This window comes from Streptomyces sp. NPDC023541 (genome assembly GCF_055559995.1).
This window is the reverse complement of the sequence record NZ_JBVHJO010000034.1, coordinates 1-22,116: the sequence shown is the minus strand read 5'-3', so window position 1 is coordinate 22,116 and position 22,116 is coordinate 1. Positions and strand designations below refer to the sequence as shown.

Annotated in this window: 20 protein-coding genes and 3 pseudogenes; 10 read left to right on the top strand and 13 right to left on the bottom strand. The window is 70.0% G+C overall.

Annotated elements, in window-relative coordinates:
• From ACZ3X1_RS36810 to ACZ3X1_RS36800, 3 genes and pseudogenes are all read right to left on the bottom strand, one after another.
• On the bottom strand, positions 1-1,937 hold a 1,937-nt coding region (locus ACZ3X1_RS36810), incomplete at its 3' end, for a tetratricopeptide repeat protein (protein ID WP_467283873.1).
• Between the two features lie 645 nt (positions 1,938-2,582).
• Positions 2,583-2,869: pseudogene (locus tag ACZ3X1_RS36805) on the bottom strand (HNH endonuclease); the annotation flags it as partial.
• A gap of 122 nt (positions 2,870-2,991) precedes the next feature.
• On the bottom strand, positions 2,992-3,408 hold the full coding sequence (locus ACZ3X1_RS36800) for a hypothetical protein (RefSeq protein ID WP_467283871.1): 417 nt from the start codon (positions 3,406-3,408) through the stop codon (positions 2,992-2,994).
• A 233-nt stretch (positions 3,409-3,641) separates the two neighbouring features.
• Here ACZ3X1_RS36800 and ACZ3X1_RS36795 point away from each other — a divergent pair, with 233 nt between their 5' ends.
• Positions 3,642-3,770, top strand: a complete 129-nt coding sequence (locus ACZ3X1_RS36795; protein WP_467283868.1) for a hypothetical protein — start codon at positions 3,642-3,644, stop codon at positions 3,768-3,770.
• A 418-nt stretch (positions 3,771-4,188) separates the two neighbouring features.
• On the opposite strand, the pseudogene ACZ3X1_RS36790 reads toward ACZ3X1_RS36795, so the two are convergent.
• Positions 4,189-4,557, bottom strand: a pseudogene (locus ACZ3X1_RS36790) (lamin tail domain-containing protein).
• A 52-nt stretch (positions 4,558-4,609) separates the two neighbouring features.
• The gene (locus tag ACZ3X1_RS36785; RefSeq protein WP_390077565.1) at positions 4,610-5,155 is read right to left on the bottom strand and encodes a hypothetical protein; all 546 of its coding nucleotides are present in this window, start codon (positions 5,153-5,155) and stop codon (positions 4,610-4,612) included.
• A gap of 597 nt (positions 5,156-5,752) precedes the next feature.
• Between ACZ3X1_RS36785 and ACZ3X1_RS36780 the strand changes: the two genes are divergently transcribed.
• From ACZ3X1_RS36780 to ACZ3X1_RS36745, 8 genes and pseudogenes are all read left to right on the top strand, one after another.
• Positions 5,753-7,159 carry a competence protein CoiA family protein gene (locus tag ACZ3X1_RS36780; protein ID WP_467283865.1) on the top strand — a complete coding sequence of 469 codons (1,407 nt, stop codon included), beginning with the start codon at positions 5,753-5,755 and terminating at the stop codon, positions 7,157-7,159.
• Between the two features lie 94 nt (positions 7,160-7,253).
• Positions 7,254-7,694, top strand: a complete 441-nt coding sequence (locus ACZ3X1_RS36775; RefSeq protein WP_467283864.1) for a hypothetical protein — start codon at positions 7,254-7,256, stop codon at positions 7,692-7,694.
• A 45-nt stretch (positions 7,695-7,739) separates the two neighbouring features.
• Positions 7,740-9,452 carry a PKD domain-containing protein gene (locus tag ACZ3X1_RS36770; RefSeq protein ID WP_467283862.1) on the top strand — a complete coding sequence of 571 codons (1,713 nt, stop codon included), beginning with the start codon at positions 7,740-7,742 and terminating at the stop codon, positions 9,450-9,452.
• A 167-nt stretch (positions 9,453-9,619) separates the two neighbouring features.
• Positions 9,620-10,069, top strand: a complete 450-nt coding sequence (locus ACZ3X1_RS36765) for a hypothetical protein (protein WP_467283860.1) — start codon at positions 9,620-9,622, stop codon at positions 10,067-10,069.
• Positions 10,051-10,185 (top strand): hypothetical protein, encoded by a 135-nt coding sequence (locus ACZ3X1_RS36760; RefSeq protein ID WP_390077576.1) that lies wholly within the window; start codon positions 10,051-10,053, stop codon positions 10,183-10,185. Before ACZ3X1_RS36765 ends, ACZ3X1_RS36760 begins: the two co-directional genes overlap by 19 nt.
• A gap of 387 nt (positions 10,186-10,572) precedes the next feature.
• A pseudogene (locus tag ACZ3X1_RS36755) lies at positions 10,573-10,806 on the top strand (ATP-binding protein); the annotation flags it as partial.
• 385 nt (positions 10,807-11,191) lie between these two features.
• Entirely contained in the window at positions 11,192-12,346 is a 1,155-nt protein-coding gene (locus ACZ3X1_RS36750; protein ID WP_467283855.1) for a threonine synthase, read from the top strand.
• A 26-nt stretch (positions 12,347-12,372) separates the two neighbouring features.
• Positions 12,373-13,092, top strand: a complete 720-nt coding sequence (locus ACZ3X1_RS36745) for a helix-turn-helix transcriptional regulator (protein WP_467283852.1) — start codon at positions 12,373-12,375, stop codon at positions 13,090-13,092.
• A gap of 138 nt (positions 13,093-13,230) precedes the next feature.
• Here ACZ3X1_RS36745 and ACZ3X1_RS36740 read toward each other — a convergent pair whose 3' ends face one another.
• From ACZ3X1_RS36740 to ACZ3X1_RS36705, 8 genes are all read right to left on the bottom strand, one after another.
• On the bottom strand, positions 13,231-13,746 hold the full coding sequence (locus ACZ3X1_RS36740; RefSeq protein WP_390077586.1) for a hypothetical protein: 516 nt from the start codon (positions 13,744-13,746) through the stop codon (positions 13,231-13,233).
• Between the two features lie 77 nt (positions 13,747-13,823).
• Complete coding sequence (locus tag ACZ3X1_RS36735; RefSeq protein WP_362636153.1) at positions 13,824-14,123, bottom strand: hypothetical protein; 300 nt, start codon at positions 14,121-14,123, stop codon at positions 13,824-13,826.
• 74 nt (positions 14,124-14,197) lie between these two features.
• Positions 14,198-14,464 (bottom strand): DUF4235 domain-containing protein, encoded by a 267-nt coding sequence (locus tag ACZ3X1_RS36730; protein ID WP_362636150.1) that lies wholly within the window; start codon positions 14,462-14,464, stop codon positions 14,198-14,200.
• Entirely contained in the window at positions 14,461-14,928 is a 468-nt protein-coding gene (locus tag ACZ3X1_RS36725; protein ID WP_390077589.1) for a DUF3618 domain-containing protein, read from the bottom strand. The genes ACZ3X1_RS36730 and ACZ3X1_RS36725 overlap by 4 nt, the downstream gene beginning before the upstream one ends.
• A complete protein-coding gene (locus tag ACZ3X1_RS36720) occupies positions 14,925-15,341 on the bottom strand; it encodes a phage holin family protein (protein WP_467283842.1) in 417 nt (138 codons plus the stop codon). The genes ACZ3X1_RS36725 and ACZ3X1_RS36720 overlap by 4 nt, the downstream gene beginning before the upstream one ends.
• 573 nt (positions 15,342-15,914) lie before the next feature.
• Positions 15,915-17,333 (bottom strand): MFS transporter, encoded by a 1,419-nt coding sequence (locus tag ACZ3X1_RS36715; protein ID WP_390077593.1) that lies wholly within the window; start codon positions 17,331-17,333, stop codon positions 15,915-15,917.
• Entirely contained in the window at positions 17,326-19,167 is a 1,842-nt protein-coding gene (locus tag ACZ3X1_RS36710; protein ID WP_467283839.1) for a glycoside hydrolase family 15 protein, read from the bottom strand. Before ACZ3X1_RS36710 ends, ACZ3X1_RS36715 begins: the two co-directional genes overlap by 8 nt.
• Before the next feature lie 527 nt (positions 19,168-19,694).
• Entirely contained in the window at positions 19,695-20,312 is a 618-nt protein-coding gene (locus ACZ3X1_RS36705) for a TetR/AcrR family transcriptional regulator C-terminal domain-containing protein (RefSeq protein WP_467283836.1), read from the bottom strand.
• A gap of 65 nt (positions 20,313-20,377) precedes the next feature.
• Between ACZ3X1_RS36705 and ACZ3X1_RS36700 the strand changes: the two genes are divergently transcribed.
• On the top strand, positions 20,378-21,640 hold the full coding sequence (locus ACZ3X1_RS36700) for a beta-ketoacyl-[acyl-carrier-protein] synthase family protein (RefSeq protein ID WP_467283881.1): 1,263 nt from the start codon (positions 20,378-20,380) through the stop codon (positions 21,638-21,640).
• The last annotated feature ends 476 nt before the right edge of the window (positions 21,641-22,116 follow it).

Genomic DNA, 22,116 nt, shown 5'->3' with positions numbered 1-22,116 from the left:
CGGACCGCCTCCGCATGTTCGCCCATCCCGTCCAGGGCGAGACCGAGGCTGTCACGGCTGGCCAGGGTGTGCGGATGCATGACCCCCAGCACACGGGCGTGGTCGTCAAGCGCCTGCTGCAGCAGCCGTGCTGCTTCCGCATGCTCGCCATGCCTGGCCAGCGCGCTGGCGAGGTTGTGGCGGCTGAGCAGGGTGAGGTGGTGTTCGGGGCCCAGCACACGGATGCGGTCGTCAAGGGTCTGCCGGTGCAGGCGGACCGCCTCCGCATGTTCGCCCATCCCGTCCAGGGCGAGACCGAGGCTGTCACGGCTGGCCAGGGTGTGCGGATGCATGACCCCCAGCACACGGCCGCGGTCGGCGAGGGCCTGCCGCAGCAAAGACACCGCTTCTGCATGCTGCCCCGTCCCGTCCAGGGCGCAGGCGAGGTCGTGACGGCTGATGAGCGTGTCAGGGTGCGCGGGGCCCAAGACACGGTTACGGTCCTCCAGGGTCTGCCGGAGCAGACATATCGCCTCAGCTGGCTCGCCCATTCCGAACAAGGCGTTGGCCAGGTGGTTACGGCTGGTCAACGTGTCAGGATGCTGGGGACCCAGGGTACGGCTCTCGAAGTCGAGGACGCGTTCGTGTAGCTGACGGGCTGCACTGAACGCGCCGGCGCGTTCCAGTACTTGCGCAAGCGTGTTGAGGGCGGTGCGGGGGTGTGTGGCGGAGCGTGGGTCCAGGAGCTCGAGCAGCACTGGCAGGTGAGGGGCGAGAAGCGCGGCAGCAGGCCAACCGGCGCGCCCCTGCTCGTCTACCTCGTGCACGGCTTCGGTCAGCCGCTCGGCAAGGGCTCGGTGCCACGTGGCGAGATGGGATACCTCGGCCGCTAGAGCGACGGCGTTGATCTCTCGGATCAAAGGATGCAACACCACCTGCGCCGGGCCGCTGATGCCCGATGCCTGCCCGGCGTTGCCGGGAGAGTAAGGAAGGTCAAGCAGGCCATACCGGTGCAGACCTGCAAACGCAGCCTCCAACGCTAGGACAGTGACGTCGTCTCCGGTGACCGCAGACAGCAGGTCCGGGGTGATGAGGGACAGCGGGATGGGAGCTTCGGCCAGTAGGGCTAGTAGTCGCAACACGGGGCGGGCCAAATCGTTGCCCTCCCGGGCGAGCTGGTCCAGGGACACCTCCCAGGTGTGCCGCACCACGGTGCGGGCGACTCGCGTTTGAGAGGCGTCTGGGTGTTCGGCTCCCAGCAGGAGGGGCAGTTCATGCTCCAGGGCCTGGCGGTAGGTGGTGAAGGTGCGGTAGCGGCTGGTGGGCCCGGCCAGGTAGGTGCCGGCCGCGTGCAGCGCCAGCGGGAGCCCTCCCAGCCGCATGGCCAGGTCCCGAGCTTGCTCGGCTGTGCCAGCTGCGGGAGCAGCGTCGACCAAGATCTGGCCTGCAGGCTGTGCGGGCAGCGGCTTCAAGGGCAGTAGCCGGGCACGCGGCCCCCATGTATGCGGGCTGCTATCTCGGCTGGTCATCACCAGCAGGCCTCGGCCGTGCGGGCGGATCCAACCGCGGTAGTCGGCCAACGGCTCCCCTGCCGGGCCGATCTCTTGCGGCACGTCGGCGTTGTCCAACACCAGCAGCCACCGCCGCGCCCGGCCCAACTGCCGCCACACCACATCGGGCAGACTCGCCCGCCCGGCCCGTGCGGACTCCAACTCTGCCTCGGTCAACCCGCAGGCCAGTGCCGCCTGCACCATCTGAAGCGACAGGTCGGCAGAACCGCGCCAGCGCACCCAAAACACTCGCCAGCCCGCCGCGGTGGCCTGCGAGGCGAACTCCGCGGCTACCGTTGTTTTCCCCATCCCGCCAGCCGCGCACAACACCGCGAACCGTCCTCGTGGCCGCCGCAGCATGCCTGCCAGCTCGGTCAGCTCGGCCTCACGTCCGCGCACGCGCTCCACATGTGGGGGGCGTAAGGAATCCTGCCGGCCTCGGGCCGGTCGGCCCACCGGTCCCAGCGGCGCTGGCGGTCTTGCTGCAACATCCAGCCGTCGGCTCCACAACACCAGCCCGACGCTGGTCGTCACCAGCACGGCGAACACCGGCCAGATTACCGACGCGTGAGACGCCCATCCTGGCACGGTGGCACTGGCGTAGTTGGCCACCGGCCCCAGCCCCGCCGCCACGACTGCAGCCGTCCCCGCCACGGCCGACCCAGCCCACGCACCCTGCCTACGCCGCATAGTTGCCACCCCCGGTCCGCCGTCATCAGCATGCCCAAACTGATACGACCTGCACGGGAGGTCGCAAGACTAGAATTCGCCGAGAAAGTGGCGGGGCTGACCGTGCGCTGCCAGCGTCGGACGCCGCAGTTGCAGCGCTTGGTGGAGGACGTCGGTGTGGTGCGCGGAGAACACCCGGGCCGCACGACACGCCCGCAGGCTGTTCGCCGAAAGCCGCGCACGGCGGGGCGCGCGCATGTTCGCGAGGCACGGGTTCCCCCTGCGAAGGAACGGGCAGGCACGAGCCCGATCGGTCACAAGGCCCGGACACACGAAAGGGCCAGCACCTCGGCGAAGCGACGCTCCTGATCCTTTGCGCCCGGCCTACGGAGCTGGGGTGAACTCCACGTCCGTGCCACCGCAGCCCGCTTTGAGGTCCAGCAGCCGGTCCCGCTCCAGCTCATCGACCGCGAGGCCCCAGCGGAGCTTCGTCGCGGTCTACTCTTCGCCGTACCGGCACAGCGCGTCCGGCGCCGGCGGCAGCCACTGCGCCGGGTCCTGGTCCGCCCTTCGAACGGTTCGAGCGGGCCGTCACCGCCACCGGCGAGGCGGGCTGACCCAGATCGTTCGCGTATGCCTGCCCGCCGCGCCGCCGTCCAAGCCGACGCCCCACGCCGCACCCGCCCCGGCCCCGCTGTGGAGCGACGCCCCGGATAGCGGTCGGCCGTCATCCGCCGGTACAACGCGGCGACGTTCCCGCCGACCTCCGCCAGGACCGCCCGCCACTCATCGGTCAGGCGGAGGCGATGCGGGCGAGGGTGCTCTGGAGCCGGCGGACTGCGTCCTCGGCTTCTGCGTACTGCTGAGGGGTCGGTGCGACGGCGCCGAAGGTGTGGCTGTCTTCAGCAGGCAGGGCGCGCCAGTGCAGGACGGGAGTGAGAGCGGTGGCGGCTGCGCCGAGGAACCAGGCTGTATGCCCGTGGCAGTGGGCCAGAGCGATGGCCACAGCGGCGAGCGCTTCCCGCAGGTGTTCCAGGCGGTCAATCACGGGCAGCGCTTCCTGGACCTGGGGAGCGCCGACGGCGGCGCGCAGGTCGGCGGCGGCCTTCGCGAGGACCGTGCGATGGCGGGGTGTCAGGACCCACACCTCATCACGGATGAGCCCTTCGGCTTCTCCCACCAGGTCCTCGATCAGCGTCCTCATGTCCATGTCCGACAGTCTATGTTCCTACGGGAGGTGCCTCCTTACGGCGGTGGCCGGGTTTGAGGAGGACCCTTAGGGCGATCGTCTGCACCGCGACAGCGTTTTCAAACACCCCACTCTTCCGATCGGGGCACTCGACGGCACAGAGGCTGGGCGAGCCGTTCGCTTGCGTTCTGGAACAGCCAGTTCTCCCTACGGGTACCTACCAGGGCGGGGTCTTCGACGGCCCCACGGGTGAGGTGAGCGAAGCGTTGGCGGAGCAGACCGAGGGCGGAACGAACGGCATCGAGGCCAAGCTGCTGGCACGGGCCCCGAAGGCGGCAGGCGGATCCGGGCGTCTGCCCTCGGTCGGCCGACAGCGCGGGTAGCGCCTCGCTCGTTGTGCGGGGGTGGACGAAGAACCGAGAGTTTCGGACCGGTGGCCGTACGAGGCGGGGCAGCAGCGCCGCGCGCTGAGGTCCCACATCGAGGCCGCCCTCGCCCGGCGCCTGGGAGTCATGGCCAAGCCATCGGCGTGGCCCGCCCCAGCGGGGCCAAGCCCGTGCGACGGATGGTGCGGGGTCGTAGGCTGCGGCCCCGTGGCCGCTCCCACGATCGGGGCAGTGCCACGGGCCACCCGCCGGGGCCGCCGGCCACCGCAGGCTGGCGGTGATGGTTGCGCCATGCCAGTGGCTGGTGATGTGGATGTGCTGGGCGAGGCGTGGACCAGTGGCCATCTGTAGCCGCCCGGCTCGCCGGGGGTGACGGTGCGGACTGAGGGGGCGCATGGGTCTTTGTCCCCAACGGTTACGTGGAGGGCTTCGTCGGCGATGTCGCTGTGCAAGGCGATGAGCCCTCCACCGTGGCAGATCGCGTTGATGACCAGCTCAGAGGTGACCAGGAGTGCGTCGGCGGCGATGACGCTGTCGAGGCTGATACCCGCGAGACGTCGGTGCGGGAGTCGCGGCCCTCACCCGTGTGAACACGGAGGGTGGCGGCCGGCGAGGCGGATGTCCTTGAAGCGGTAGCGGTTGCCGTCCTCGTCCCGCAGGGTCCAGCCACGAATGTTGGTGCCGTGGCGAGTGTTGTTGGTGATCTCCACCCACTCCCCGTTCAGGGACCGGTTCGATCCGTTGTGGCGTCCAGGGCTGTCGGCCTGGCCCGGCTGATCTCCACCCGCGGGCTGCGCTGGAGGTGACACCCCTCAGCCCGCCGGCGACGCCGGCGGTCAGCTGTGTCGGGCGGCAAAGGCCGCGGTGGAGGTGTCGTCCAGGTCCACGCAGCATCCGTAGCGCCAGTAGACGTAGTAGTGCGGGCTCGCGAGTTGACGCCGGCAGGTGGCACACACGACTTGCTGGTGGGGATTGGCGCGGATGACGGCCGTGTCCTTCAGGTTGAATACCGCTCGGGCGGCGTCCAATCCGTGCTCTTCGATTCCCTGCTTCACGAATTCGAACGCGCCGTACGGGTGTCCGTTGGGGCACTTGATCCGGTTGGAGTAGGCCGAGCCGCTCGCCTCGGTTCCGAGTGCGGTTCCGATCCGGGCCATTTCCTCGTCCGACACCGGCTCGAGCCCCATGTGCTTCATCCGCTGAGGAGTCCAGTACCACGCGTTGACGGCCGAGAACTGAGAAGGGGTCAGGTAGAAGGTGGCGGTCCTGCCGCTCTTCACGGTTGCCTTCACGACGTCGACGACAACGCTGTCCTCGGCCGTCATGACGGCCCTGCCGCCGCTCACGACCGAATCGATAGCGGCCAGCGAGGACTTGTCCATGGGTGCATCACTCCGAAGCAAGCAGCGGCGGGTTGGAACACGCGGCAGAGGCCCTTCACTGTGATGCTCCGTCAGCCCATCGCGCTCTGCAAGCAGGGGCAACCATTCGTGTTTCGCACCTCCGTGCGCACCCGTCTATCAGGTTTGGGCCTCCAGGAGGCGGCGAGGGGTGTTCCGTGCCGGTCTGCAATTGCTTGCTCCCACGCCGGGCCCGGTCGACCGGCCACGCCCGTCCACCTGCGGCAACAAGGGCTCTGTTCGCTCCCACTCCGCGTCCCCGCCAGATCGGGCAGTACGCCACACGCCGCTGGTGAAACGTACCCATGCCCCCCGGCCCCACCCGAGCCCGGACTGAAACCGGAGCAGGAGGGGTAAAGCTGCGCACGGGTCGAGTCGCACGGAACGCTGTCGGCGACACCGGACTTGGGGGCAGGGATCATGTTCTGTGCCGCACATGCCGAGTGGGGACGAATACAGTCGTACCTGTCCGATCTGGGATGCGGCCGATCGTGGGACGACGTCTACCGGGTGAAGCCGTCACGGCTCACGTGCGAGGGCTGCGGCTGGCCGATGAACGCCCGGGTCTCACCCCTTCAGGTGCCGCACTTTGCGCACCAACCCGGGGCCCCGGACGACTGCCAGGCGGGTGGTGAGTCGCCCGATCACCTGTACCTGAAGTGGTGCCTGCTGACGTCGGCGCAGGAGGCCGGCGCGGATGCGGCCGACGAGGTCGAGGGCCCGGATGGCGCGTGGCGGGCGGACGTCCTGGCGAGCGATCCGGGCGGCCGGTGGCGCATCGCCCTGGAAGCACAGTTGTCCAGGATCACGCCCAACGACATCCAGGACCGCTCGGACCGGATGCTCGGGGACGGGGTGCCCTCGGTGTGGTTCTGCTACCGGCGGGCGCCCTGGCTCGGCGTGGTGCCCTCGGTGCGCGTGGGCGAGGTCGCAAAAGAGGCCGTCGTGGTGGAGGGCCTGGCCCGGTTCTACGACGGACAGTGGGTCAAGGCCGACCAGATGACGCTGACCGAGTTCCTCCGGCGGGTCTTCGACCGTCAGATGGTGGCTTACAGCCCGGAACGTCGGACCCAGGGCCTCGTCCTGGACGTGCTGTGGGTCGATGAGCTGTGCCTGCGCGCGGAGGCCGACTACCGAGAAACGGTGGAGTCGGCGCGAGCATGGGCGGAGGCAGAGCGCCGCCGAGAGGAGGAGGACCTCCGCCTCCTCGACTTGCGACAACGTCAGGAGGACTGCCTGCTGGAGTCACGCCTCTACGAGGAGGAGGAAGCGGCCGGCCCGTCGTGGCGACTGACCGACTCGGAGGAACGGCGCCTGCGGCTTCAGCAGATCACCCGACGCATGGTCCGCCGCGTCCTCGCCGTCGTCGAGCGCAAGCACCGGGCCGCGGGCATGCCGCTGCCCCACCTCGGCGAGGCGGGCGAGGACACTGCGGGATGGGCGAGCGACGCACTCCAGACGAGAGGATTCCGCGCGGACCACGTCGGACGAACCCTCGGCGATGACCGCTACGCGGGCGGTGTCCCACTGATGGGCGAGGCGGCCCACCCGGTCGCGGTCATCGACCCCGATCCCGCCCGGGCCGGCTCCCGGGTCCTGGCCGCGTGCGTGCTCGTGTTCACCACCTGGGAGTTGCGGACCCGGTTCCTGGCGGAGGCCCCGCCGCCGCCATGGGACGTCGCGGACCAATACGTGACGCTTACCCTGGATTTCAACCCGCCGACCCGGGCCGCGGTCACCGTGCCGGTATCGACCCCGCTGCACGTGTCGATCCCGCAGCAGCCGACCGCCAGCACCCGCACGGCCGCCCCCTGCACCTGCCCGACTCCGCGCCTGCACGCCGTGTTCCCTGAGGGACCCGAGGCAGTCGAGCCGTGCGAGGCGGCCACCCCCGCGTCGGCGTTCCTGATAGCCCGATGCGAGCTATGCGGCGGCCGGTACGACGGCCCCTGGCGCAGAATCCCGGCCGGCCTCGCGGGGCGGTAGCCGGGACCCCTGTCACCGGGTCACGGTGGAAGCCGCGGTAGAACGCCCACCCCTGCCAGGCCGACACCCGCGGCGCCCGCGGCGCGATCAGGTCGTGGGAGGTCCTGCCGTTCGCGCCGGCCGCAAGCTGCAAGCCGCCACCTACCTCGCCGGGGCGGCGGCTGTCACCGCCGTCGGCGTCGTCCACGGCGAAGCGATCGCCGCCGGGATCACCGCGGGCGCCAGCGCAGTATGGAGCGCCACCGTCACCGTCCTCAAGGTTATCGGCCTCGCCATCGGCGTCGGACTGGTCCTGCGCGTCGCCTTCGGCGGCCGCCGCCGTCGAGGGCGCACCGGCACCTTCGAGGGCGTCGTCCGCGGCACCTGGCGCCAGGACTGGGTGTGCGGGCCCCGGTCGGCAGCACTCAGCCGCTGGCCGAGCCTTACGGGCTGGGCGGCGGCTCAAGACCCGCCCTTGCCGCGTTCGCGATTCTGCGGCGTGATCAAACTGTGGCCTGCTCGGCTCCGGGCAGGCGTAGGTCGATCGGTACGCTGAACAGTCTTTCGAACTCGTTCAATCAACAACAGAATTGGGGGGCCGGTGCGTAGTCGCCGACTCGTTGTCTCAGCTGCCGCTCTCGCGGTCGGCGTCGGTCTCATCCCGGGCGCGGCGCAGGCCGCCGGTCCTGCGGCGCCCGGGGTGGCCGCACCGCCCCCCGAGTCTGCTCCCGACGAGTCCGCCCCGGCCGACGGCGTCGGGACCTTCCGCAGCCCGGGCGAGAACACGGTCCGTACGGCTCTGCCTGCCAGCACGGCGAAGGGCGGGTCGGCATCAGCCTCCGCCGACACCTCGAACCTCGAACTCTACATATGGGGACAAGCCAGGACCGCGCGCAGCATCTCGGTCGGCTTCAACCTCTACCAAGGGGCACGCGTCCCCCATGAGGTCGTCATCGCCTGGGGCGACGGCACCACGCACACGGCCACCGTCAATGGCGGTGAGATCCTGTACGACGTCAGGCACACCTACCCCCGGCCGGGCGAGTACACCGTCACCGTGACGGCCACGGACACCGTGAACGGTGTCCAGGCGGTCAACCGGCTCCCCTTCACGACGCCGGGTTCCTTCTTCGCCCCGCACGCTCCGACTCGGCTGCTCGACACCCGGGCCGGTATCGGCGCGTCCAGGGCGAAGATCGGTGCGTACACCCCGGTCCGGCTGAAGATCGCGGGCAACGCGCAGGTGCCGGCCGGCGTCACCGCGGTGGTCCTCAACGTCACGGCGACCAACGCCACCGCCGGGGGGCACGTCAGCGTCTACCCCTCGGGCAGGGAGAGGCCGAAGACCTCGAACGTGAACTACACCGCCGGGCAGACCGTGCCGAACCAGGTGATCGTGCCGGTCGGCAAGGACGGGTACATCGAGCTGTACAACGGCGGCTGGAACGCCGTGGACCTGATCGCGGATGTGACCGGCTACTTCGACCGTGCGGCCGCCGACGGCTACACCTCGTTGAACCCGGTCCGCTTCGTCGACACCCGCGAGGGCCTCGGCGCGGCGCGCGGTCAGGTCGCCGGACAGGGCACCTTCGGAGTCCAGATCACCGGCCGCAGTGGCATCCCTGCCGGCGCGACCGCCGTGGCGCTCAACGTGACCGTCACCAACCCGAAGCAGGCAGGCCACCTGACGGTCTTCCCGAGCGGTCAGGCGGCCCCCTCCACCTCCAGCCTGAACTTCACCCCCGGCCAGACCGTCGCCAACTCGGTCATCGTCCCCGTCGGCGCCGACGGAAAGATCAACGTCCGCAACGGCGCCTGGGCCGGAACCGACGTGATCATCGACGTCGTCGGCTACTACGGCGCCGGCAGCAAGGCGGCCTTCGCCACTTGGAGGCGCGGCTTCCCGGCGGACCCGGCGGAAGGCGGACCGTTCCGTCACATCGACACCAGGGGCCTGCCGCCCAACAGCTGGCCCTGCCTCGCCGGCGGCTATTACGCCCTGCACCTGAATTCGGGGAACCGCGACGAGTTCCCCATCGAGGCTTACGTCACGAACCTCACCGTGACGACCACGACCGGAGCGGGACACCTTTCCGTCGCCCCCGACCCGAACTCGGCCCACGCGTACCAGTACGGGTACGCGGTCAAGCCGCCCCGCCCCACCACCTCCGCGCTGAACTGGACGGCGGGCAAGGACGTCTCCAACCTCGTTCAGGCCAAGACCGGCCCCCACGGCGTCATCGACATGTGGAACCAAAGCACCCGGGAGGTCCACTACATCGTGGACTGGTTCGGCGAGTATGACGCCTACTGATTCGGACGGCAGGGCAAGGGCTCCATCAGACTCCATTTGAAACCCTTCCTTACGTAGTGGGTACTGCTGCCCCGGCCTGCGCTGGGGCGGCAACGGCTGGACGATCGCATGGTCGTCAAGGGATCGTGCTGGGCTCGTTGTCGGTGGTGAGTGCCATGATCGGTTGTATGGGAGCTCTCTTCGGCTACTACGCCGCTGCTGACCATGAAGACGCCGCTCGGGCTGTGGTTCGTGAGGACGGGCAGCCGATGGGAACGGGGTACGACTCGTTTGTCGTGAAGGGCGTCGATCCGGTGGTCGAGCTGCTGCCTGCAGAGGTGCTCATTACGGGGCGGGCCGCCGATGGCATCGAGGCCGATCCGCGGCACGGGCAGTTGGTCGGAATGGTGGATGACGGCGAGGTAGTCAGCTTGTCTCTCACGGATTCGTTTTGTGACTCGCTCGCCCGTTTCGACCGGAAGCGGTTGGGCGCAGTGGCACGTGGTTGGTCCGCGTCGGGCGTCTTCAGCGCTCCGTCGGACCCGAGTGGGCTCACGGGCTTCCTGGAAGATCTTGCTGCTCTGGCAGAGAGGGCGGCCGCTCGCGGTCACCGGTTGTATTGCTGGATCAGCATGTAACAACGTGGGGGTGGGTCGAGTGGTTCGGCCTCTACGGCGTCCCCGGCACCACCACCGTGATCACGATGGTCGAGCAGCTGCCCGACGGCAGCGAGCGCCCCATCCGGATCGCGTAGCCGTCACGGCGCCCGCGCCCACCGAACCGGTGCGGACCCGCTCTCGCCAGGCGCGCGTAAGGCAGCGACCGCTACAGAAGACCTGGTAAGACCGGGTGAAGTAGCCACAAGCCAGCCGACGGCCGCCCGCCAGAAAGGCCGGTCCGGCCCCGATCGTGTGGGCGGTCACGAGGTCCAACGCCCGGGCGTTGCAGCGGTACTGCCGCGACCAGGCCGACTTGCAGGCGACCGAGCAGTACCGGCGCCGCGGCGCCGACTCCGCAGGCAGCGGGCCGCGGCACATCACCCAGGTCCGCCGTGTGCCAGCCATACCTCCGGTCTACGTCTGTCGTCGGCACGGCGCCACCCACCCCCGGGGCACCGCGCACCCTCCCCGCCTCTCACCTCTTGGGCCCTGTGCCCACTTGCGCCGTCGACCAGGCCTGCCGCATGCTGCGGCTGCCCACCATCCGGGCCCAGTTCCCCGAACTCGCCGAGAAGGCCGAACGCGAGCAGATGTCCTACCTCGGCTTCCTCGCCGAACTCCTCTTCGCGGAGTGCGACGACCGGGCCCGCCGCGGCTCAGAGCGCCGCATCAAGGCCGCCGGCTTCCCCCGCGACAAGTCGCTCCGCAGGTTCGACTCCCTGCGGCCGCGCCACAAGGACGGACTGTTAGACACATTGGACAGTTTTGGACAGCACGTCTAATGTGTGGAGCGACCCCTAGCGACCCCTCGACGGGCTGGTCGACCAACTGCGTGCGTTCAGGGAGGTTCACGACCGGGAGCACGCGGCAACCCGCCAAGCGTCGCCGCAAGCAGTTTGTCCACTTCCGCCCCCAGGAGACCCGCGAACCCTGGATCCCGACCGCTGGCGTCGCTCCTCGGCCACGAGATCGCCGTCGCCATCCTCGACACCCGACACAAGTCTCCTAAGTCGATACAAAAGCCGCGCCCAGACCAGCACTGCCATAGACACCGCCCCAGGAGCACTGCTGACCGCTCTACGGGAGAAACCGGAACAGACCATGACCACCGAGCACGCAGCCGCTTCCGCATCCGACTTGTACGACCGATCGGGGAACCGCTACTCCCTAGACGACCCTCGCTGGCGAGGCGAGGACGGCAGCCCCCTCACCATCAGCTCGCAGCCAGGCCTGCGTCCTGACCAGATCGACACGACCGAACGGTCCATCTGGCGATACCACGCGGCACTGCCCGTCTCGGCCACCCACCGAGTGAGCTTAGGAGAAGGATGGACTCCGATGATCCCGGTCAACTGGGCTGGTCGACGCGTCCACTTCAAGCTGGAGTGGTTCAACCCGACCTCCAGCTTCAAGGACCGAGGCGTATCGGTCATGATGTCCCACCTCGCAGCACAAGGTGCCCTGCGAGTGCTTGAGGACAGTTCGGGAAACGGTGGTTCTGCGGTCGCCGCCTACGCCGCCGCTGCCGGCATCCACGCCAAGATCATCGCCCCCGCCGCCACCTCGGCAGCCAAGATCCTCCAGGCCCGCGCCTACGGAGCCGAGATCGAACTTGTGAGCGGCACCCGCGCGGAGGTCTCGGACGAGGCGATTCGCCAGTCAGCGCGCATTCCCTACGCCAGCCACAACTGGCACCCCATGTTCATCCAGGGGACGAAGACCATCGCCTACGAGATGTGGGAGTCTCTCGGCTTCACGGCGCCCGACAACGTCGTCCTGGTGGCTGGGGCAGGCAGCACCGTCATCGGTTGCGACATCGCGTTCGGCGAGCTGCTCGGTGCCGGTCGGATCGACAAGCGCCCGCGCCTGTTCGTCGGGCAACCCGAGCACTGGGCGACCATCGCCGACACCTACAACGGCATCGACCCGGCCAGCCGCGGCGAGCGGGTACCGACGATCGCTGAAGGTGCGTCCATCGCCAACCCGGTCCGACTGCCCGAGGCGGTGGACGCCATCAGCCGCTCCAACGGCGCCGCATACGCCGTCCCTGAGGTGGAGATCCGCGCCGCAGTCCGCGCCCTGAGCGCGCGAGGCCTGTACGCCGAGCCGACGAGCAGCGTCGCCGCGGCAACCCTCGACCACTTCATCGCGACCGGAGACATCGCACCCCACCAGACGACCGTGGTCGTGCTCACCGGCGCCGGGCTGAAGTCCGCCGAGAAGATGGCCTCCGTGTTCGACGGGCCCTCCCACTGACCTCCGGTAGAGAAAGGACGAGCGCGATGGCACACTCCTCGGAGCCCCCCCACCGGGGCCACACAACTGACGCCGACAGCCCGGACCCGTCAGCCGGGACCCTCCATGACCCATCCGATGAGGAACTCGCCGACGAGCACCTCCTACGGGAAGCAGAACGAATCGCGGTCGCCGTCGGGCGCATGTTCCCCGGGTTGTGCGAGGTTGTCCTGCACGACCTGCGTCGGCCTCGCAGCGCCATCCGCCTCATCGAGAACAACCTCTCCGGGCGCCAGGTCGGCGACCCCGCCACCGAACTGGGACTACGCCGAATCGCAGACCCCGGCTACCCCAGCGTCATCCAGAACTACAGCAACCAGTTCCCCGACGGACGCCCGGCCAAGAGCACCTCGATCGGGATCAAGAACGCCGACGGGCGCTACGTCGCGGCACTGTGCCTGAACCTCGACGTCAGCACCCTGTCACCGCTGACGCTGACCCTGGCGAACCTCGTGGCCACGAACATCGAACACCGGGACGAAGCCCTTGAGACGCTGCGCGACCGCACCGGTCGCGAACTCCGGGCGGTCATCGACTCCTTCGCGGCGGAGCGCTCCAGCACCCCACGAAGCCTCAACCGCGGCCAGAAGCGCGAACTCGTCCAGCAACTGCATCGCCAAGGGTTCTTCGAGACCCGAAGTTCGGCACAGCACATCGCCGACCAACTCGGCATCTCCCGAGCAACCGTCTACAACTACACGAAGTAGCTGTACCAAGGGTTGTCCCCAGAACTGACTCTGTTGGGCCGCTGAAGGAAGAACCGCGACCTGACCTACCCTCCATCAGGTTCCGATCCTCCATATCGTGCGCTTTCCCAGCTTCACGCTGCTGCGTCGTGCCGCCGGTCAGCCCCTGGCGAGTGTGGGGCCAGTCGTCTTGAGGACGGTCTGGTCGGCATGGGAGCAGCGGGCAGCCGAAGTGAGTGTGGGAATGCGCATGCGGCGCAGGACGTCTCGGGTTGCGCGCCTGTGCAGCGTGCTGCGCCAGGCCAGTCCCGGGTGGCGGGAGCGCAGGTGCGAAAGCGCGCGGGTCCCCAGACCGGTGGTGCGGAAGCGGTCGTCGATGACGATGGCGGTGATGACGCCCTGGGCGCAGTGATGGCAGATCCGGTATTGGATCTCGCCGACGACCTGTCGGATGTGGACGAGGAGCAGGCATTCCTCGCCGGGGCCGGGGTCGTGTGGGATGTGCGTGGACAGGAATTCGATGGCCCGGTAGGCGAGGATCCGGCGGCGCAGGCGGCCGGTGACTCGGCTGCGGCGGGAGTGCTTTGGGCCGGTGCGGGCGGGTGGCGGTGTCGCAGCTGTGGGGGCGGGGCCGAACAGACTGCTGCTGGTGGGACGCGCATGTTGTCCGTGCATGACGTCTCGTGTGCCCAGGGAGCAGACGGATACCCGCTGCGGGCTTCCTCGGAGTCTCCTCACGGAGCTGGTGGGTCTTACGTGGGGCGTTCGCTGTCGTGGTGCGGGTAGAGCGAAGTGATCTTTTTCCAGTACTGCTCGAGGTGGGCGTCGGTTTCCCGCAGGGCCGGGTCGAGGTAGGCGGCGTGCAGCGCGGCGACGCGGTCGGGAGCCGCCTGCGCGTCGGCCGGCGGGGGTACTGTCCGTCGCCAGGGTGCTCCGGCGCCGTCGGCGTCGTGTTCCTCGCGGACCGCGCGGGTGGCCCACCAGCGGGTGAGGAGCACTGCGGTGGTGACAGCGGCGGCGGTGACGGCGTGGAGCCGAAGGTGCGCGGCCACGCTTTCCTCCTTGGGGGCGTGGGGTCGGGCGGCGCCGGCCCGGGGGTGTGGGGCCGGCGCCGGTCTGGGACGGCTCAACCGGGCCAGGTGCCCGTGATGCGCCGGGTGGTGGCTGCTCCGGCGCGGTCTACGGCCGCCTTGACGACGGCGAAGATCGCCCCCTGCAGGGCTGCGGCGATCAGGACTTCTTGCCAGGTCCGGTGCTCGTCGGTGGCGTCGGGTGCGTCATCGTCGTGGCCGATCATCTTCCACGCCTGTTTGAAGGCCGCGCCGGCGATCATGCCGCTGGTGGCGCCGAGCGCCAGCCCGATCGGCTTGTAGGCGATCTTGGATGCATTCACCGGGACCTCCGGTTGCGGCGCAGGAGCAGGAAGACGACGAGCGCGGCGGCCGCGGCCAGCAGCGTGGTGCGGTTGGCGCGTGCCCGGGTGGCGGCTTGATCGGCCTTCTCCCGCAGCGGATCCGGCGTCTTCTCAGCGGCAAGCCGGCCGGCCCGGGCGGCGGTGTCGCGTACCTGGGCCGCGGCGTGGGCCGCCTTGTCGAGGACCGTGTCGGGCGTCTTGTCCTTCACCAGCTGAGTGGCTTGGCCCGCCTTCTCCCGGAGCTGGTCGGTCACCCGGGTGGCCTTTTCGGCGGCCTGCTCCTGGATCTCGGCCGCCTTCTCCTTCGCCTGTGCCTTGACGTCCGCTTTGGCCGCCAGCGCCTCGACGGTCCGGCCGAGTTCCTCGCGGGTGTGTTCGACCTGTTCGCGCAGCTTCTCGGGAGTGGGTGAGGGTTGTTTGTCGCCGTGGGAGGGGGTGTTCATCGGTGTGTTGCCTCCTTGATCTCGGTCACATCGGCCTTGAGGCTGTCGATGGCCTGCTGTGGTGCGGGGGTGCCGGCCTCGGCGACTTGCCTCCGGCCGGCGGCGGCCGTCGCGGCGGCGACGGCCGCGAGCAGAGCGGCGGTGATCAGGGCTGACGCCCAGACCGGCAGGAGCAGGGCGAGGGCTGCAATCACGGCGGCGGCCGAGGCCTGCGCCGCGAGGAAGCCGATCAGGCCCGCCCCGCCGAACAGGCCGCCGCCCATGCCGAAGCGTTTGCCCTTCTGGGTCATCTCCGCCCGGGCCAGCCGCATCTCTTCGCGGACCAGTGCGGATATCTGCTGTGATGCGCGGCTGACGAGGTCGCCCACCGGTTCATCGGTGCCGCGGCCAGGGGGACGTCCCACGGTGCTCATGGTTCCTCTCCTTGTTTCCCACTCCTGCTTCGGCGCGCCGGCTGCATCACGATGGCCGCCGTCCGCCCTTCCTGCGCGGTGCCGCGCCGGTCGGCGGGCCCGATCGGGTCCCGGCAGTGCCTGGACGGGGTGGTGCCGGACCCGAGACGGAGTACGTAGGCTGCCGTCAGGGCGCGGATACCCAGCAGACAGCCGGTCACCCGCCCGGCCACCCTGGGTCAGCGTCGGCAGTGGAGGAGCAGGCGGGGCTTTGCCCGCAGGAGCGCGGCCGCGGCCAGCCCGATGGCTGCGTCGGCTGCGACGTCGGAGGGGAGTGCCCGCCGCTGTGCACCCTCTCGAAGTGCGGCATCACATCAACGTGCTGGGCCGACACTCAATCTCCCCTGCCGGAACTGCCGGACGGCCTGGGGCCACTGCCTGCCCCGGGCGTCGGCGACGAGGAGTGAGAGGCGCTCGCTCAGCGGCCCTACCCGGCCGGGCAGGGCGGGAGCCGGCGCCCCGCCGCAGGACGTACTCCGGCCGACCGGCCGGTGCGGAGAGTGACCTGCGGTCTCGCCGCAGGCGATCTCTGCCTCACTCATCGCTGGCTTGTCGGCCGGCGGGGGCGGGGGTGCGTGGCGGGTCGGGTGGGAGGAGCGCGGCGGCGGTGAGGCCGATGAGTCCGACGGCTGCGAGGGTGATCATGGCGGCGGCGTAGGCGTGGCTGGTGAGGCCGGCGACGAGGATGGTGCCGGCGATCGCCGTGCCGAGGGAGGAGCCGAGGTTGGAGACGCTGCGGGACAGGCCGGAGATCTCGCCCTGCTGCTCCTCGGCGAAGCTCGACTGGACGATGTTGACCGAGGGGGTGAGCATCACGCCGAGTCCGAGGCCGATGAGGAGCAGTCCAGGGGTGAAGGCCCAGGGGCTGGGGGATCCGCCGACCACGACGATCAGGACGATGATGCCGGCGATGGTGGTGGCGAATCCGGTGACGATGAGGGTGCGCTGGGCGCGGCGCTCGGCGAGGCGTTCGGCTGCGAGGGAGGACACGAGGATTCCGAGTGTGGCCGCGGTGAAGATCACTCCGGTCTGGATCGCGTCGTAGCCGCGGACGACCTGCAGGTAGGAGGCGACGGAGAAGGACACCCCCATCAGGAGCAGCCACTGGGTGTTCTGGGTGACGAGTCCGAGGTTGGAGGTGCGGATGCGGAACAGGCTGGTGGAGAGCAGTGGTTCCTTGCCTGCGCGTTCCCTGGCGCGGACCCAGCGGAAGAAGGCGAACAGGAAGAGCGCGCCGAGGGCGAGGAGGGCGAGCATCAGCCAGACGTTGTCGTCGGCGGCCAGGATGCCGGTGACGACCAGGACGAGGCCGAGGGCGGACAGGACGGTGCCGACGGTGTCGAACGGGCGGGTCGGGTCCGGCGGGAGGGGGTCCTCGATGCGGCGGCTGAGGACGATGATCACGACGATCACGAGGGCCTGGAACACGAAGGCGGCCCGCCAGCTGAGTGCCGAGGTGATGAGTCCGCCGATCAGCGGGCCGGCCGCGGCGCCGATGCCGCCGAGCGCCATGATCGTCCCGAATGCGCGGGCGCGTGAGGTCATGTCCGTGAAGAGCAGCGTGGTGAGGATGTAGACGGGCGGGATGAGCAGGGCCGTGCCGACGCCTTCGAGGATCGAGTTGCCCAGGATGAGGATGCCCAGGCCCGGTGCTACGGCGCTGAGCAGCGCGCCGGCGCCGTAGATGACGAGGCCTGCGAGCAGGCAGCGTTTGCGGCCGTAGCGGTCGGTCAGTTTGCCGCCGGGGATCATCAGGGCGGCCATCACCAGCAGGAAGATCGTGATGGCGACCTGGACGCCCTGCACGGTGGTGTCGAGGTCCTCGCTGATGTCGTTGATCATCACGTTCATGTTGGAGCCGGCGAAGCTGCAGATGAACTGTGCGAGGGCGAGCGGGGCGATGACCCCCCGCAGGGCGGCAGGTGTGTTCGGGGTCGGGGCGGGGTCAGCCATCGGTGCCGCCGCGTTCCGCCCGGTCGAGTTGCTCGTCGAGGGCGATGGCCGCGGCCACCAGGGCGAGGTGCGTGAACGCCTGGGGGAAGTTGCCGATCTGTTCGCCGGACGGACCGATCTCCTCGGCGAACAGGCCGACGTGGTTGGCGTAGGTCAGCATCTTGTCGAAGGCGTAGCGGGCCTGGTGGATGCGGCCCGAGCGGGCCAGCGCCTCGACGTAGAGGAAGCTGCAGAGGTTGAAGGTGCCCTCGGACCCGCGCAGTCCGTCCGGGGACGCCTCGGGGTTGTACCGGTAGACGAGGCTGTCGCTGACGAGCTCCTGCTCCATGGCGTCAAGGGTGCTGAGCCAGGCCGGGTCCGTGGGAGAGAGGAATCCGACGCGGGGCATCAGCAGCAGGGAGGCGTCCAGGACGTCCGTGGCGTAGTGCTGGACGAAGGCCTGCCGCTGCTCGTTCCAGCCGCGTTCGACGATCTGCCGGAACACGGCGTCCCGCGCCTGCGCCCAGCGGGCGGTGTCGGCGGGCCGGGAGTGGAGGGTCGCGAGTTTGATGCCGCGGTCGAAGGCGACCCAGGTCATGAGGCGGCTGTAGGTGAATTCCTGCTGGCCGCCGCGGGTCTCCCAGATGCCTTCGTCGGGCCGGTCCCAGTGGTCGGCGAGCCAGTCCAGGACGTCGGCGAAGGTCTTCCAGCCGCGGATTCCGCCCATCTCGCCGGCCTGGGCCAGGGCGTCGGCTGCCTCGCCGTAGATGTCGAGCTGGATCTGGTCGGCGGCCGCGTTGCCCGCCCGGACGGGGGCCGAGCCCTCGTAGCCCTCCAGGTGGTCCAGGACTTCCTCGGTCAGAAGGGGGTCCCCGTCGATGCGGTACATGATCTGGAGGGGTTCGCCCGAGGCGGTGCCGCCGGCCTCCAGGCGATCGCGCAGCCATCGGCGGAAGGCCGTGGCCTCGCCGGTGAACCCCAGGTCGGACAGGGCCCTGACGGCCAGGGAGGAGTCACGGACCCACGTGTAGCGGTAGTCCCAGTTGCGTTCGCCGCCGATCTGCTCGGGCAGCCCCATGGTCGCGGCGGCGATCGGAGCGCCGGTGGGCGCGTAGGTGAGCAGCTTGAGGGTGATCGCGGAGCGGTTGACGATGTCGCGCCACCGGCCGCGGTAGGTGGAGGAGCGCAACCACCCGTGCCAGAACGTCCGGCATGCCTCCAGCTCCGCCCGGATGTCCTCGGGCACCAGTTCCGGCGGGGCGGCGGCGGCGCTCGCATCGGCGGTCAGGACCACGGCGGCGGTCTGCCCGGCGGTGAGGGTACAGCGGGCGGTGAGGTCGTCGTCATCGGGGTGGAGCACGAAGGGGCCTGCGACCTGCAGGTGCAGGTCGGTGCCGGGGCCGTGGAAGACCGCGGCCGCCTCGCCGGTCCGCTCCAGGGTGTGTGAGGCGCGGCCGTAGTCGAACCGCGGCCGGCAGGTCAGGCGGAAGTCCATGCTGCCCCGCACCACCCTTACCACCCTCACCAGACGGTGCCGGTCCGTCGGGGTCCCGGCGGTCAGGGGGGTCATGAAGTCGGCGACCTCGCCGACGCCGCCCGGCGCCATGAACCGGGTGACGAGGACGGCGGTATCGGAAAGGTAGAGCTGGCGGACCACCGGCTCCTGCCCGTCAGCTAGGTGCGCGGACAGTCGGCAGTACCCTCCGCGTTCGCTGTCGAGGAGCGAGGCGAACACGCTGGGGGAATCGAACCGGGGCGTGCACCACCAGTCGATCGTTCCGTCGGAGGACACCAGCGCGGCTGTCTGGAGGTCGCCGACCATCCCGTGATCGGCGATCGCCGGGTAGGCGCTCACAAGAATCTCCCGTCGTCCGTTGAAGCCGTGACGGCATCCGACAGACGGGAACATCAGGGCGCCCTCGGGGAAACGTCCGGACCGCGAGATCCGGACCCCACACACACGTCCTTGCGCCCCGGGACGGGGCCCGCCTGTCCGGCCGCCCGATCACACCTCCAACGAGATGCGACCCCGACAGTGCCGACACCGAAACACGGCTCGTCATGCCCTCAGGCGCATTCTGCCCCGATATGCACAGTAATGGCCGGACGGCGCGCGGCGGCCACCCGGTGGCAGCCCGACAACGTGCGTGGTGGGCCCGCCCGGTCACGAGCGGCTGAGCCGCGTACCGAAGGGCCGCAGTCTGCGAGGTGGCGGCCCTCCGATCCGGGCTGCCCCACAGAGCGGGGGTGACCCGCACCCCCGTGCCGCCGGAGCCTTCCGCCGCAGCAGTGGAGTTTGGCGGCGAGGGCAGACATGCCGACCGCGACAAGGCCACCGCCGGGCGGGAACCGCGCACGTGGTCGCCGGCCTGTTCGACTGAGCTAAGCGGGATCGGGTTCGTCGTGGATGGTCAATGCTCCGGCGAGGTCAAGGTCGGCGACGGTGCCGTGTGCCCCGGCGCGTACGAGCAGCACTGCGCCGAGCGCGGTGCTCCAGAACGTCCTGGCTTCCACGTTGAGCGGTCGACGGGCCCTCCAGCCGCGACTGCCGATGAGCTGGCTCACGAAGCGCTCGGATTGCCGGAACAGCAACTGGAGGTGTTGGTCGACCACGGGGGCGAGTTCGGGCTTGGAGATTCCGCCGGCAAGCGCTCGCGCGACCGATGGGAGCGAGGGCATGGCCAGTACGGCGCGGGCGATGTTGCGCCGGAAGGTCGCCGCATCGGGGGCTTGGCGACCGATGCGCTCAATCCGTCGGGCATCGTGCAGCAAGCCGAGAAACGCGGCGTGCACGAGGAGCGAGTCCTTGGAGCCGAAGTAGTAGGTGACCTGATTGGGGAAAACGCCCGCCGCGTGCGCGATCTCCGCGACGCTCACCTCAGCCCCGGGCCGTTCCATGCAGAGCCGTGCAGTTGCCTCGATCAGCCGGTGCCTCGTCGCGCGACCGCGGTCACGCGACCGAGCCGACGTTGATCGAGCTTCGGTTCGCTTCTTCTCCACAGTCAAATTGTATGTGATACAAAAAGATCGTTCACTTGTATCGCATACAAGAAAGCTTGAGGGGCATGCACCAGACTGAAGTCGTCGTGACCGGACTCGGCGCGATCACCCCACTCGGGGCAGACGTGGAGTCCACCTGGAAAGCCCTGCTCGCCGGCGAGTCCGGCATCCGCGGCGGCGTACTGCACGGCCACGAAGGGGCCGGCCTTCCCGACACCGTCGCGGGGACGATGGCGATCGACCCCGCCGAGTCGCTGCTTCCGGTGCAGGCCAGGCGGCTCGACCGCTCGCAGCAGGCAGCCCTCACCGCAGCGGCCGAAGCCTGGGCCGATGCCGGTGCCCCAGAGGTGGACCCGGACCGGCTCGCATCAGTGATCGGCACGGGCATCGGGGGCATACGGACGCTGCTGAAGGAAGACGACGCACTGGAGGCGGCCGGGACGCGGCGCGTCTCGCCACGCACGGTCCCGATGCTCATGCCCAATGCGGCGGCGGCGCTGATCAGTATCGAATACGGTGCACGGGCCGGTGTCTACACACCCGTCTCGGCGTGCTCTTCCGGTGCCGAGGCGATCGCCCTGGGCGCCCGGCTCATCCGTGCCGGCGAGGCGGACGTGGTCATCGCGGGCGGGACCGAGGCCGCGATCACCCCGATCACCGTCGCCGGCTTCGCCCAAGCACAAGCACTGTCGCGGCACACCGCCGAACCCGCCTCAGCCTCCCGACCGTTCGCCGCGGACCGCAACGGATTCGTCCTCAGTGAAGGCGCCGCTGTCATGGTGCTCGAAAGCGCCGAGCACGCCAGCACCCGGGGCGCGCGCGTCCACGCGGTGCTCGCCGGCGCCGGCATCGCCGCCGACGCTCACCACATCACGGCACCCGCTGCCGACGGCGCCGGTCAGATCTCAGCCATGCGGAAGGCCCTCGCGCAAGCCGGTTTGGCTCCCGGGCAGATCAGCCACGTCAACGCCCACGCCACCGGAACTCCGGTGGGCGACGTTGCCGAGGCACATGCGATCAGGGAGGTCTTCGGCCGCGCCACCGTGACAGCTCCCAAAGCGGCACTCGGTCATCTCTTTGGTGCCGCCGGCGCGATCGAGGCGCTCATCGCCGTCCTCAGCGTGGAGCACGGCGTCATCCCGCCGACCCGCAACCTCACCGCGGCGGACGTCGATCCCGACATCGATCTCGATGTCGTCGCAGAGCGACGAGACATCCCCCAAGAGGCCGTGCTCAGCAACTCCTTCGGCTTCGGTGGGCAGAACGTCTCGCTCATCGTCACCGGCGCACGGCACCATGCGTCCCGTACGGCCTCGACGACACCATGACCCACGCGCAGACACCGTTATCCGTGGAGGGTCGCCGCCGATTGATCGATCGAAGCGCGACGCCGCTTCATCAGTGGGCCAACCGTCAACTGCTCGCCACGTACGACGCGGTCGTCTGCTCGCTGTGCCTGAGCACCGACGAGGCAGCCGACCACGTCCTGCCGGCCATGGCGTTGGCCGACCGGCGGGAGGGGTGGGGGGGCCGGGGGGGGCCCCCCCCCGGGGGCGCCGGCGCCCGCCCGGGCCCCGGCCCCGCCCCGGGGGGGGGACAACCCCCGCCCGACCCGCCACCCCCCCCCGGCGGGCGGGGGGGGCCCCCGCCCGGTGCGGGCGGCCCCGCCGGCCCCGCCCGGGCGGAACCGGCGCGCCCGGGGGGCCCCGGCCGGGGGGGGCGCCGCGGCCCGGGGGGCCCCCCCCCCCCGCCTCCCCCGGGCGGCCCCCCCCCCCCCAACCGGGTGGGGGGACCCCCCCCGGGC

Coding starts and splice junctions, on each gene's coding strand:
- ACZ3X1_RS36725 (WP_390077589.1), bottom strand. CDS start 14,928: ATGAACACCCCCTCCCACGGCGACAAACAACCCTCACCCACTCCCGAG.
- ACZ3X1_RS36800 (WP_467283871.1), bottom strand. CDS start 3,408: ATGGACATGAGGACGCTGATCGAGGACCTGGTGGGAGAAGCCGAAGGG.
- ACZ3X1_RS36740 (WP_390077586.1), bottom strand. CDS start 13,746: ATGCACGGACAACATGCGCGTCCCACCAGCAGCAGTCTGTTCGGCCCC.
- ACZ3X1_RS36720 (WP_467283842.1), bottom strand. CDS start 15,341: ATGAGCACCGTGGGACGTCCCCCTGGCCGCGGCACCGATGAACCGGTG.
- ACZ3X1_RS36750 (WP_467283855.1), top strand. CDS start 11,192: ATGACCACCGAGCACGCAGCCGCTTCCGCATCCGACTTGTACGACCGA.
- ACZ3X1_RS36745 (WP_467283852.1), top strand. CDS start 12,373: ATGGCACACTCCTCGGAGCCCCCCCACCGGGGCCACACAACTGACGCC.
- ACZ3X1_RS36785 (WP_390077565.1), bottom strand. CDS start 5,155: ATGGACAAGTCCTCGCTGGCCGCTATCGATTCGGTCGTGAGCGGCGGC.
- ACZ3X1_RS36715 (WP_390077593.1), bottom strand. CDS start 17,333: ATGGCTGACCCCGCCCCGACCCCGAACACACCTGCCGCCCTGCGGGGG.
- ACZ3X1_RS36700 (WP_467283881.1), top strand. CDS start 20,378: ATGCACCAGACTGAAGTCGTCGTGACCGGACTCGGCGCGATCACCCCA.
- ACZ3X1_RS36765 (WP_467283860.1), top strand. CDS start 9,620: ATGGGAGCTCTCTTCGGCTACTACGCCGCTGCTGACCATGAAGACGCC.